General features: G+C 40.5%; 11 protein-coding genes and 1 tRNA gene. 8 read left to right on the forward strand and 4 right to left on the reverse strand.

Going from position 1 to position 12,236, the window contains the following annotated elements:
• Positions 1-13: 13 nt before the first annotated feature.
• Complete coding sequence (locus tag VB693_RS23420) at positions 14-2,743, reverse strand: CBS domain-containing protein (protein ID WP_323268355.1); 2,730 nt, start codon at positions 2,741-2,743, stop codon at positions 14-16.
• Between the two features lie 177 nt (positions 2,744-2,920).
• Here VB693_RS23420 and psbZ point away from each other — a divergent pair, with 177 nt between their 5' ends.
• The 8 genes from psbZ (at position 2,921) to VB693_RS23460 (ending at position 9,066) form a co-directional block, all read left to right on the forward strand.
• A complete protein-coding gene (psbZ, locus tag VB693_RS23425; protein WP_190710358.1) occupies positions 2,921-3,109 on the forward strand; it encodes a photosystem II reaction center protein PsbZ in 189 nt (62 codons plus the stop codon).
• Between the two features lie 180 nt (positions 3,110-3,289).
• Entirely contained in the window at positions 3,290-3,868 is a 579-nt protein-coding gene (ribH, locus tag VB693_RS23430; RefSeq protein ID WP_323268356.1) for a 6,7-dimethyl-8-ribityllumazine synthase, read from the forward strand.
• Between the two features lie 267 nt (positions 3,869-4,135).
• Positions 4,136-4,207 (forward strand) — tRNA-Gly (locus tag VB693_RS23435).
• A 718-nt stretch (positions 4,208-4,925) separates the two neighbouring features.
• A complete protein-coding gene (locus tag VB693_RS23440; RefSeq protein ID WP_190710362.1) occupies positions 4,926-5,333 on the forward strand; it encodes a hypothetical protein in 408 nt (135 codons plus the stop codon).
• Positions 5,334-5,337: 4 nt separating this feature from the next.
• Positions 5,338-6,603 (forward strand): glutamate-5-semialdehyde dehydrogenase, encoded by a 1,266-nt coding sequence (locus VB693_RS23445; protein WP_323268357.1) that lies wholly within the window; start codon positions 5,338-5,340, stop codon positions 6,601-6,603.
• Positions 6,604-6,747: 144 nt separating this feature from the next.
• Entirely contained in the window at positions 6,748-7,917 is a 1,170-nt protein-coding gene (locus VB693_RS23450; protein ID WP_323268358.1) for a hypothetical protein, read from the forward strand.
• A gap of 17 nt (positions 7,918-7,934) precedes the next feature.
• Entirely contained in the window at positions 7,935-8,522 is a 588-nt protein-coding gene (locus tag VB693_RS23455) for a hypothetical protein (protein ID WP_323268359.1), read from the forward strand.
• Positions 8,512-9,066: a hypothetical protein gene (locus VB693_RS23460; protein ID WP_323268360.1), complete on the forward strand. Its 555-nt coding sequence runs from the start codon at positions 8,512-8,514 to the stop codon at positions 9,064-9,066. The genes VB693_RS23455 and VB693_RS23460 overlap by 11 nt, the downstream gene beginning before the upstream one ends.
• A gap of 76 nt (positions 9,067-9,142) precedes the next feature.
• Here VB693_RS23460 and VB693_RS23465 read toward each other — a convergent pair whose 3' ends face one another.
• The 3 genes from VB693_RS23465 to VB693_RS23475 form a co-directional block, all read right to left on the reverse strand.
• Positions 9,143-9,697 (reverse strand): Uma2 family endonuclease, encoded by a 555-nt coding sequence (locus tag VB693_RS23465; RefSeq protein ID WP_323268361.1) that lies wholly within the window; start codon positions 9,695-9,697, stop codon positions 9,143-9,145.
• Positions 9,698-9,874: 177 nt separating this feature from the next.
• Complete coding sequence (locus tag VB693_RS23470) at positions 9,875-10,942, reverse strand: fatty acid desaturase (protein WP_323268362.1); 1,068 nt, start codon at positions 10,940-10,942, stop codon at positions 9,875-9,877.
• A 184-nt stretch (positions 10,943-11,126) separates the two neighbouring features.
• A complete protein-coding gene (locus VB693_RS23475; protein ID WP_190705775.1) occupies positions 11,127-12,197 on the reverse strand; it encodes a fatty acid desaturase in 1,071 nt (356 codons plus the stop codon).
• Between the last annotated feature and the right edge of the window lie 39 nt (positions 12,198-12,236).

The raw sequence follows: 12,236 nt of genomic DNA on the forward strand, positions 1-12,236 counted from the left end.
TGTTGAATATCAATTACACAGGATAATATTTAGCTAAAAAATCTTCTGCTTCTACTTGATTGTGAACCACTCCATCCAAAGTTGCTGCCAGTATATCATCGAGCATTTGGCGAAACTGTGGACTAGGTTTGTATCCTAATTTCTTTAAGTCATTACCATTTAACATTGGTTGGATATGAGATAAAACTGTCAAGTAATGCCATATCTGCCGCCTAATTATTCTTGAACTAGATATGGCAATCAAAATTAACATTTCCACATCATACTTGCGTAACACTTGCACTATTTGACTAGGTTGTTTAGATATCACTAAAAAATCTGTAACGTCAGATTTGGCAGCAGCTAATTTATGCGATCGCGCAATGCTATCTTCTGGTAGTTGCAGATTTTTCGCTACTTTGTGGCGATATTGTGGTGCTAGGTGGGCAATTAACACTTCTAGGCGCATTTGCCAAAGAATTAATTTTTTTTGAGCATCAAATCTTCGCCAACAGCGTTCTAATAACCGTAATTGTCGTAAAAGTTCAGGATCTAATTTGAGGGTGGGATGGATGCACTGTAATGCACCTAAATCGTCAAGTAGCTTTAAAGCCAATTCCCAGTAGGGGGCTTCGAGGATATGTTTCAGTTCGGCTTTGAGTCTAGTTTGTAGGGCTGGGGTTTTAGTGTTAGTTTGGGCAGTGCGATCGTAAACACCACTATTAATGGCGTAGCGGATATATTCTTCCGTGCGTGATTCAATGTCAAATCCAAAACGCACCGCAAACCGGACACCGCGATAAATGCGGGTGGGGTCTTCAATAAAGCTGTTGGCGTGTAAAACTCGAATTTGTTTGGCTTGTAAATCTAGTAATCCACCGAAGAAATCAAGTAATTTCCCAGCACGAGGGGGAGTTAAACGCAAAGCCAGGGCGTTGACAGTGAAGTCACGGCGGTATAAATCTTGACGAATAGAACTCGCTTCAACTTCGGGATTCGCGGCTGGGTAAGGATAAAATTCTGTTCTAGCGGTAGCAATATCCACCCATAAAGAATCTAATTCGGGGTCTTTGTGCCATAACAAAGCCGCAGTTTGAAAAGCCCCGTGAATCTCTAACCGGGCGGCGGGATAAATTTCTTGGAGTGCTTTGGCTAGTTCCACCCCTGCACCCACATCTGCGGCTTGATGAAAACCATCAACTACTAGGTCAATATCTGTAATAAAGAGAGTCCCAGATGCGGCTTCAGCCAATAGTAAGTCCCGCACTGCACCACCGACTAAATAAAGATGCCAACCCCGTTGTTCTGCGGCTTGGGAGGCGGTGGTGAGTAATTGCCAAAGTTGGGGAGTCAAGCGATCGCCAAAGGCGGGGAGTAGCCCATCGCGTAATTGTTCTAAACTAGGAAGCTGAACACTATGTTCTGATCTCCTCTGTCCTTCCCCTCTACTCTGTCCCTGGGCTTGATGCAGTTCCCTGAGAACATCGGTACGGGTGACAATCCCAACTAATTGCCCATTCTCTAATACAGGCAAGCGACCAATATCATACGTCACCATCAGTGATTCAATTTGTGGGAGTGTCGTATCTGGGGTAATAGTCTTTAAATTAATGGTCATGTAGCCCTTAACTGGCGCATGACTAAATCCGTGATGAAAGGCAATATCTAAATCGCGTCGGGAAATAATTCCTACCAATTGCCCTTGGGTATCCACCACAGATAAACCGGAGTGTCCGTAGCGTAATAAAATGCGCTGTGCTTCGCCAATTGTCGTTTCTGGGCGAATGGTGCGGACTGGGGAGGACATTAAATCTCTGGCGGTGGGAGGATGAGGAATCGAGGTTTTTATCCCGTTGAGGATTTGTTGCAGGATCTCTTGGGCATCTACACCACGTAAATTCAGAGATGATGCTTGAGAATGACCGCCGCCGCCGAAGTTTTGAAATAATTGGTCAAGATGAACACCGGGAATTTGCGATCGCCCAATGATCGTCAACCGGGATTCATCTTTACTCAAAGGGTACTCACCAGCTAATAGCAAAGCGTCGATTTCTGTCAACTCCATCAGTTGTGACGCTAAACTAGATAACCCTGGCACAAAGCCATCTGTCTTTAAAGTTACCCAAGCAATAGTATATCCTCGGTAACAAAGATATTCTAATTGTTCTAAAGCTTCCTTGAGTAAGCGTTGTAATTGAGGAGATAAACCCGGCTCGCGGTAATTAGAAATTACTGCTAGACTAGCTCCTTGCTGCATCAACCAAGCCAACGCCAGGGCATCCCGTGGTGTAGACTGGTCATAGGTTAGAGAACCAGTATCTACATGAATCCCTAAAGCCATCGCTGTAGCTTGGGCTGGAGTTAAAGAGATTTGCTGTTGTTGTAATTGCTCCACAATTAAAGTGGTGGTAGCACCCACTGGGGCAATATGAGATTGAGTAGCCGGAATATTTGATACTTGACCGAGGTGGTGATCATAGACAGTGATATTGTCAAGTTGTGGTAAATTTAACCACTCAGCCGCCTTACCCAAGCGATCGCGCTGTTGAGTATCGACTACAGTTAAAGAGCGAATTTTCTCTGGATTTACCGAACGCCTTTCAATCAGCGCATACTCATCTCGATGCAGTGCCAAAAAATCTCGTACAGGTGGATGTGCGCCGCCCGTCAACACAATTTTACTACCCGGTAATAGGCAAGTTAGCCCTACTGCTGCGCCCAAGGCATCAAAATCGGCTGTAGTGTGACAAAGAATTAAGTCCATATTTAAGGGTCATTAGTCATTGGTATTTAGACAAAGAACTAATGCGACTAATAACTAATGACTATAGTGACGCAATTTCTGCTAGCTTACAAATAAGGAGAAGTGTCAGTGTCGCCCTTTAGGATATTCTATTTTTAGTATTTCCTTAAGTATTTTGCTGTCTTGGGAGAAGTAAAAATGACCATAATATTCCAATTTGCTTTAGTAGCTCTGGTTCTGATGTCTTTTGTATTAGTTGTAGGCGTACCTGTAGCCTATGCTACCCCCCAAAGTTGGGTTGAATCTAAAAAGTTACTCTGGCTTGGTTCTGGGGTTTGGATCGCTTTAGTGCTTCTAGTTGGGCTATTAAACTTTTTTGTAGTCTAAGCCAGCACTGCACCATAGTACAGATAAATAGCAACAAGACGAAGGGGGCAGGAGAGCTACCAAACAAGGTGAAAGAGCAAAGTTTATTTGTTCTCTGCACCTAATTGTGCTTTCCTGCTCTTCTACATTTAAAGAAGAAATGTATATTGACAAAAGTATAGTTAATGATAAGAGGCAGTCATGGCAGTTTTTGAGGGAACTTTCACCCAAACAGAACCTTTGCGTTTAGCAGTGGTGATTGGTCGATTCAATGACCTTGTAACCACAAAACTGGTAGCAGGATGTCAAGATTGCTTAAAACGCCACGGTGTCGATCCTAATCCTGAAGGCGATCAGGTGGATTATGTGTGGGTTCCTGGCAGTTTTGAAGTGCCGCTTGTGGCGCGTCAATTAGCCCTTTCTCACCGTTATGATGCAGTAATTTGTCTGGGTGCAGTCATTCGTGGGCAAACACCCCATTTTGACTATGTATCCTCAGAAGTAGCTAAGGGAATTGCAGCCGCTAGCTTTCAGACTGGAGTACCAGTAATTTTTGGCATCTTGACAGTAGACACCATGCAGCAAGCCCTAGAAAGGGCAGGTATTAAGGCTAATCATGGCTGGGATTATGCTATGAACGCTCTCGAAATGGCCAGCCTCATGCGGCAGTTACGTTCTAATTTGAAGGATGCCTACGCTCACAATCCCCAATCCTTACCAGCATCTATTTCTGGTCACAACATCGGCAACTTCACCACTGAGTCAGAAGAAGTAGGCTGACAAAAGACAGGCAGGGGAGGCAGGGGAAGAAAAACTTTCCTGTCACCTGTCCCCAGTCTTGCAATGAGTGGATTTGCAATGAGTGGATTTTAAATTATTCAATCCAAAATCTAAAATTCCCAGTCCCCAGTCCCCAGTCCCCAGTCCCCAGTCCCCAGTCCCCAGTCCCCAGTCCCCAGTCCCCAGTCCCCAGTCCCCAATCAAAAATTAGACTTTAAAATAGTTGACAAATCAAAATATATCTGTCATATTAATAAAGTAAGTTTTGCGGGTATAGCTCAGTGGTAGAGCGTCACCTTGCCAAGGTGAATGTCGCGCGTTCGAATCGCGTTACCCGCTTTTAAGGCAACAAGATCATAGTCAATGTTGAGTTTAGATGGCAAAAAGATTTATTCTTTGAGCCACAACACATCAAACCAAGGTATGTACTAGACTGGAATCAAGCTGATCGAAGAGCTACCCTCACAGGTAGAAAGTTGTACTCTATCTATTTTCAGTGAATTTGACAAAAAAGCTTTGAGGCAACTAATGAAGAGTGCTGAGTAAGGTCAAGGAAGCTGAAGAGTGTTTCAAAAGTTCCCACTTGATAAAGGCACTATTCCTAATTCGAGTAGAAATCAACGCGACTTCAGTTGAAACTCAGCCAGAGCTACTGAGAATACAGCTAAATGTTGAATAAATAGTTATAGTTTATTCTTGGGTGCAGCTTTAGTAAATGGGTTGTCTTAAGAGTGTTCGCCACGTAAGCTAAAAAAAAGTACCAAACACGCCACTACCATCGATGTTTAACAATACAGATGCAGCAATTCTTCCCCAAGATGACTACCCCAGCACAAAAGCAACCTGAGTTAGTCATAGTGCCATGATACAGCGAACCTTGCTATTTTTATAAAACTTTAATAAAGAGAGAACTCTAAGGTTTTCAAAAGTTGTACAAATATGCTCAAGTTATTAAGCTGTTACACATTTAATTTTTGAATTTGCATACACTGTATAGCCAGGATACTGATAGATACTGGGTTTTTGAATTTTGAATTTTGAATTGCTTAGAAAGCTTGTGCAATCCCAAAAACCACAAAAAATCGACTTTAACACAGAATACCCCTGTCCCTGTCGCCGCAAGGGAAGGTTAATTCCGATTACACTCACAGAAGCATTTGGTTGCGATCGCTGTCAACAAATCTTTGTTGTCGAAGATAATGGCCATGTACTAGAACAGCTTTCTACCACCTACCCCTACAAGCGTGCTTGGCAGTGGACAGGGAATAGTTGGCGAGTTGTTCACCCCAAATTAGGAGAAAGTTATTTACCTATAGCATTTGGGATTATTTTCGTGCTAGTGATTATATGGCTACCATTAGCACTGCAATTGGCCAATCGTTCTAGCATGATTGCATGGGCTATGGTGGCAGTATTGTTGGCAATTTTGCCAGCACTCATGGTCTGGCTTACTTACAGACGATAATTCAATGACCGTTGTAGCTGTGGACGAATTCCCCGAACCCATAAACAGCGCGAAACGCGCTTATCAAGCTTCCCTAAAGTTAAGCACTACCAAGGGAACAGACCGCAGTCGCGCTGTATTGGCAATGGCACAGGCGATAGAAAACTCATTCGACGACATTTTAGAAGCCAACACGTTGGATTTAGAAGCTAGTCGGGAAATGGCAGTGCCAGAATTGATTTTAGATTGGCTGAAACTAACTCCCACAAGATTAGAGACAACAGTAGAAATTCTCCAACGCTTGGGAGAGCTATCAGACCCGTTACGGCGGGTGAGAAACGCCGACTATCAACCGGAAGACTCTCAAAGTTACTCCCAGTTAATGCCTTTGGGAGTCATAGGATTTATTTATGAAGCATTTCCCGATTTAGGCGCGATCGCGGCAGCTTTGTGTATTAAAACTGGTAATAGTATCATCCTCAAAGGCAGTACAGAAGCTAGTCACTCTAACGCTGCTATTTCGGAAGTGTTACAACACGCACTAGCAGAAGTTGGTTTACCAGCAGGTTGTATAGAACTAATTACAACAGAACACGGGGCTTCAATTCGCGATTTAGTCACCCAAGACCAATATGTAAATTTAGCCATTCCTTACGGACGTTCTAGCTTGGTACAGCAAGTCATGCGGCAAGCCACCTGTCCAGTATTAAAGTCAGCAATGGGTAACTGTTATCTTTACTGGTCGCTGAATGGCAATCTAGAGATGGTGCGTTGGATGATTATTGATAGCCATGAAAGCGAACCAGACCCCGTTAATGCCATTGAAAAAGTGCTGATTCATCGCCAAGCCATGCCGTCATCCTTGGCGGTGCTGTGGAATAGTTTGAGAGAAAAAGGCTTTGAACTCAAAGGCGACGCAGAACTAGTAGAAGCCTTCCCGCAGTTGCAGCTAGCGAAAGACGATGAATGGGGATACGCCTATTTAACCAAGACAGTAGCATTTAAATTAGTGGATAGTCTAGAGGGAGCGATCGCCTGGATTAATCAATACAGTAGCGGTCATGCTGACTCGATTGCCACTGAATCTTATCAAGAAAGTCGCCAGTTTGCTCTAGGGGTTAACAGTGCTGCCACGTACATTAATACTTCACCGCGTTTCTCTCGTAATCCTTCACGGGGAGACTCAGTATTTCTAGGTATGTCTAACCAAAAAGGCCACCGTCGGGGATTTATTAGCTTGGAAACCCTGACCACTGCCAAGCATATCATTCAGGGGAATGGACGGTTTTAAAAGTTTGGTGTGAGGAGTTAAAGCTAGAGCTAACAACAGTTTCCTACTATCATTACAAATATTCAGCATATTTCTGGCAACAGGATTGCTTAAAAGTAGAGCGTAAGTAATATGTCTAGTCGGCTACAGCTTTTTAGGGAAAGAATGTCGGCTTTTGAGGGAACGGCAGATCCTTTAGAAGCAATTGAAAGTGGGTACTATGTAAATGCTCCAGGAAAATTACTTGTAGATCAAATATCTGGGCGCGTTGCTTTGCGTCCATTCTCTTCACATCTCCTAATAGGAGGTATCGGTTCTGGTAAAACCACTCAACTTTTAGTTGCTCGTCAGCAAATTAATGAGATAGAAGACACACACGCTATATATGTAGATGTTAGTTTGCATACGGATATTTCTAAAATATCAAATGGTGTTCTAACTGCGATCGCTGGTGTACAACTTGCTGAATTAATGGCACAGACTGATAGTGAACAAGTAAAGCAATGTATCGAGCTTATTTTTGATCTTGCATTCGGTTATACAAAAGAGACAGATATAAGTAGTTCAATATCTCAGATTGCAGCTTTGTCCACTCTCGGATCATGGAAAACAAAATATGAAGGTATAATTCCCAATATATCAGATAAATATGGTATAAAATCGAAGTTAGTGGAAGTAGTTACAGAACTAGCTGAAGCTGCTTCAAAAGAATATGGTCATATAGTTTTTTTATTTGATGGATTGGATAGGCTAGATAATGCTGAAACTTTTATGCAGATTGTATCTTCAGATGCAAAAGCTATCTCATCTGCTGGCATTGGTCTAGTCTTAGTAGGGCCTTTAGTGTCTCTTTACAGTGAATATCGTGATATGGTTGATGACCGTTTAGATTACTTTTACTATCAGCCATTTTTTGATGTAGAAAATGATCCGGAAGCCTATAATTTCTTTAAAAAAATACTTCTATACCGCTCATCTGAAAATTTTATACAAGAATTTGCAACTCATTCCCTTATTTACTTTTCTGGAGGAGTTTTAAGAGATTTTATCAGCTTAACACAAGCCTCAATAGAGGAAACATACCTTTCAGGGGAAGATAAATTACAAGAGAAACACGTCTTAAGGGCTATTGATTCTTTTAGCAGAAGCCAATTGCTTGGGCTTTCAGATAATGATCTAAAAACTCTCAAAGTCACTCTAAACACAGGCAACTTTGTTCCTAGAACAGAAGAAGATATACGGTTAATAATAAGAAGACTGATTCTTGAATATAGCTATCCTACAAGACGCTATGCCGTTCATCCTGCTATTAAATCTTTAGTTGAACATATTTAATATTAATATATATTTAAATGAATCGCCCTATTTCAATTGATGAGTTTTTGCAGAGAATTGGTTCACATCCAGAAGGAAATATTTGGTCAGTGCTGATTGTATCTAATTCAAGTCATCAGCAATTAGTGGATGATTTAAAAGAGACACTGGGCATTTTTGCAGAATGCGAAGTGGAATGTCTTTCTGGAAATAGTGAACCGAGTCATCTAGTAAAAAAAATTATTCATGCAGATCAAGATTATATAATTATTTGGGATTTTGAAAAATGGGACAGAAATCACTGGTATCGGTTGGATTGTATGAGAAGTGCGCTCATAAGAAAACGCGGAGTAGTTCTGATTTTATCTCCAGAATCAGCAAAAACTATGTTTTCTTATGCACCGAATATTGTTAGTTGGCTAGGTTCTAGAGTATATAATCTTTTAAAAGACAGAGAATTACTCAGTATAGAAGAATGCCATGTGAGACTAGAAAAACTTCGAGAATGGTCAGGCTTAACTGACTCACAAGTAATTGAAATGGCAGAAGCGAAAACTCTACCGCTTGATCCTGAATATGCAGAGTGGCTCATCCTTCTTGAACGGGGGGATTTAATTGAACAGTAATAGTAATTGGGAGCAAATTTGTGATCAGGTGCAAGAACGCTTATTAAAAAATGCTCCTTTGACTGTAGAAAGTTCTAAGGTATTGAGGAGTGAGATTTTAAAGTGCTTGACAACAGCATCTGATGATGGACGTTTAGGAACAAAACTTCATCAAATTCATGCACTGCTCAAAATGACTCCAGCATCTAAAGGGATTATTGAAATTACTGGAGGACAGCGTAACTTCAAGCGAATTAGAGAAGTTCCCCACTTTGAACGATTTGATGGTTGCTGGTTTGATTTTGCAATTTTCGTTAACGAAAATTATAAACCTGCTGAAATGATCGGATTCAACTTTGAAATCAGATTTTTAGACAATAATCCTATTAAATTTTTGCGATTTGACCTTAATCTTTCTGGACACGATAATCAAGAACAGGGAATGCGATTCCATCTACATCCAGGTAGTGACGACTTGATGATTCATAGCGCACCAATGTCACCTCTCGAAATTCTTCACTTATTTTTGTACGGTTTAGATATTCCTGAAAATCCTCGTAATTAATCAACCTAGACTATACAAAAATACTGAATTTAGTATTCTTCCTGCGTAAATTGTATGTGCTGAAAAAATTTAATTATTACTCAAATACAGGTGGCCATAATTCAGAAACAGCAATTTCCCAACCCGGAAATAACTCATTAATAGATAACTTATCCTCACCCGTTAAAACTGCAACATCACCATTGGGACGATATACACGTACAGATAATTCATCAGGATTAATTAATATTCCTATCCTTGCACCTAACTCTAAAAATAACTTAACTTTATCTTCTAACTTAGAAACTCTATCTTTTTTTGATTTAATTTCTACAACTAAATCAGGTACTAACTGAGCAAAATCTCTGACAGTTCGTTTTAATCTTTCGGCCGCTACAAAAGAAACATCAGGAGCGCGTAAATCAGTGTTTGGCATAATAAACCCACCACTTGAGTCAAATATTCGCCCAAGTTTACGAGGATTAATCCAAAGTTTTAATAAATAAATCAACTGTGCGCCGATTTCACTAGACTCGATATCTGATGGCCCCATGACTAGAATATTTCCCTCTTGCAGTTCTATTTGATAGTCCTGCTGTTCTTCTTGTAGCTTTTGTTGTAGTCTTTCTACATCTTCAATAGTGAGAGTCATACAACTTTTTAGATAAATTTAACTTTACAGTTATGTTAACCTAAGTTCTCGACAGGGAATAAGCTGAGAAGCTGCAAATTGTATTGTGAGTCAAAAAAAAGTTCGCGTAGCCGGACTTCCAGAAGTAAAGCTGTGCGAACTTTTGTATAGTTTCAGATTTCTAATCTGAAGAGAAATTTATTTAGGGTTGGATGTATAGTAAACCTTCCCGCCGGTATCTGGTACAAAATGACAGCTAACGGAAGAACGCCACAAAGACTGCCAAATTGGTTCTTCAGACTTGCGATAATACTCACCCATAATCGGTTTAATCGCTTCAGTCGCTTTCAATAAGTTGTAGTGTGGCATATTCAAGAAGATGTGGTGTGCCACATGAGTACCGATATCGTGGTGAATGTGGTTGAATAAACCATAATTGCGGTCAATGCTGGAAATTGCACCTTTAAGAAAAGTCCAATCATCGCCACGATACCAAGGAATATCAGCCTCGGTGTGATGCAGAAATGTCACCAAGTCTAACCAAATTACAAACACAATGTAGGGTGCAGCATAATATTTTAGCAACCACATCCAACCCCATTGATAGGTGAGGAAGCCTAATAAGGCTACCATCCCAATCCAGAGTACGGTGCTAGTAATAACATCCCATTTTTCTGAGGGCTTGAAAAGTGAGCTACTAGGCAAAAAATGAGAGCCTTCTTTATTAGGAGAACGCTTAAATATATAGATTGGATAAGCCAATAAAAATACATAATATCGGCCTATTTTTTGCAATAACGGCATTTCCTTATACTGCGATTCTGTCACAGGATACCAGCTTTCATCATTATCAATATTGCCAGTATTTTTATGATGGGTTCTGTGACTAATACGCCAACCATGATAAGGAACTAAGATTGGTGTATGAGACAAATGACCAATCAAATCATTCAACCATTTATGCTTAGAAAAAGATTGGTGTCCGCAGTCATGTCCGACTACAAACAAAGCCCAAAACATTGTTCCTTGCATTAGCCAAAATATAGGCCAGAAAAACCAAGAATCAAGGTAATTAGCTACTGCATAAAGCACACCAATAATCAGAATATCACGGAAGAAGTAAAACAGTGATTTACTGACATTGGGTTGAAAGCATTCTGCGGGAATGGCAGCTTTCAAATCCTGAAGAGTAAAAGGAAGTGAAGTTGTATCCTGAGAGGGTTCACTGAGATGCGAATTATCGAAGTTAATGCTCGTTGATTGCACTGGATTCTTGGTTTTTTATGTAAAGCGGACTATGTTTGAGGCTAGATTCAAATTCGCCTCGTGTTGTTTGCATTCACATTGCAAACAAAAAATGATTCTGGCAATTTATTTAGCAATAACTAAGATAGAAAATTGCCAGAATATCTATTAGTTTTCGGAATAATCAGCACTCTATAAACTAGAGTTATCTATTAACAGAATGTTTATTTTCTGCGTAGTATTCATCAAAAGTTTGATAACCAACATCGGTTACATACAATTGACACTGATTAGTAATTTGCTTCATTAACGGCCAAGAAAACTTCAATTCATCATGTAAATAAGAACCCCAGTTTTCTTTGATGCTGCTGTAAGCTAGACGCAAATTATAAGAAGGAATTGCCGTAGAAATATGATGGGGGACATGGACGTTAATATCATGGCAGAAGTATTCTACCCAACGGGGATAATCACAATGAATAGTACCAAATAATTGTGCGATCGCCTCGTTCCACTTATGGGCTGCTGTGAAAGGTACATCAGCATAAGTGTGGTGAACAATGGTGAAGGTACTCATCCAAAAATGATAAACCAGCCAAGGCACAAACCAGAATTTGACGAATCCCCAAATACCAGTGGTAGCTATGAGAACTGGGAAAAAAGCTGCTGCAAATATGACAACTACCGCAACGGATAGTTTAACATCTGCTCGCTCTTGAGCTTTGAATTTCCGCCAGTCAAAATGTACAACAGCCCAATGTCCAATTGAACCTACCCACCAAAAGCGTCTACGCATAAAAAACTCAAAGGCAGATTGGCGAGTTTCATCCCAACTGTTAAAAACCTCTGGTCTGATGGGATGCCAAGCATTATCTTCATCTAACTTGTTGGTGTGTTTGTGATGATGATTATGTTTAATCCGCCAACTATGAAAGGGATATATTAACGGCATCAAGAATATATGTCCCACCAAATCATTTACCCAACGACGTTTGGCAAATGAACGATGTCCACAATCATGACTGATAACAAAAAAACCTGTTAAAGCAGTTCCTGTAAAAATCCAAGCAATTGGTAACAGAAACCAGGGAGAAATTGTCAAACTGTAATAACCTAAACCCACCAGCAAAACATTTATGATTACTTGAGTCCAAGCTTTACGACGACTTAACTGAAAACATTCCTTTGGCAAAGTTTTGATAATATCTTTCAGCCTTAGTTCGGAACTACCAAGGTTATTACTAATTTCTTCTGTCTTGATGATTGATGTAGTCATGAAAACCTGAAAAACGAACAAAATCATCCGCCAAGTTAC

This window comes from Anabaena sp. UHCC 0399 (genome assembly GCF_034931465.1).
In the GTDB taxonomy this organism is placed as follows: Bacteria; Cyanobacteriota; Cyanobacteriia; order Cyanobacteriales; family Nostocaceae; genus Trichormus; species Trichormus minutissimus.

What these genes read in the sequence shown, in the direction of transcription:
- VB693_RS23420 (WP_323268355.1), bottom strand. Translation starts at nt 2,743, where the DNA reads ATGGACTTAATTCTTTGTCACACTACAGCCGATTTTGATGCCTTGGGC.
- psbZ (WP_190710358.1), top strand. Translation starts at nt 2,921, where the DNA reads ATGACCATAATATTCCAATTTGCTTTAGTAGCTCTGGTTCTGATGTCT.
- ribH (WP_323268356.1), top strand. Translation starts at nt 3,290, where the DNA reads ATGGCAGTTTTTGAGGGAACTTTCACCCAAACAGAACCTTTGCGTTTA.
- VB693_RS23445 (WP_323268357.1), top strand. Translation starts at nt 5,338, where the DNA reads ATGACCGTTGTAGCTGTGGACGAATTCCCCGAACCCATAAACAGCGCG.
- VB693_RS23450 (WP_323268358.1), top strand. Translation starts at nt 6,748, where the DNA reads ATGTCGGCTTTTGAGGGAACGGCAGATCCTTTAGAAGCAATTGAAAGT.
- VB693_RS23455 (WP_323268359.1), top strand. Translation starts at nt 7,935, where the DNA reads ATGAATCGCCCTATTTCAATTGATGAGTTTTTGCAGAGAATTGGTTCA.
- VB693_RS23465 (WP_323268361.1), bottom strand. Translation starts at nt 9,697, where the DNA reads ATGACTCTCACTATTGAAGATGTAGAAAGACTACAACAAAAGCTACAA.
- VB693_RS23475 (WP_190705775.1), bottom strand. Translation starts at nt 12,197, where the DNA reads ATGACTACATCAATCATCAAGACAGAAGAAATTAGTAATAACCTTGGT.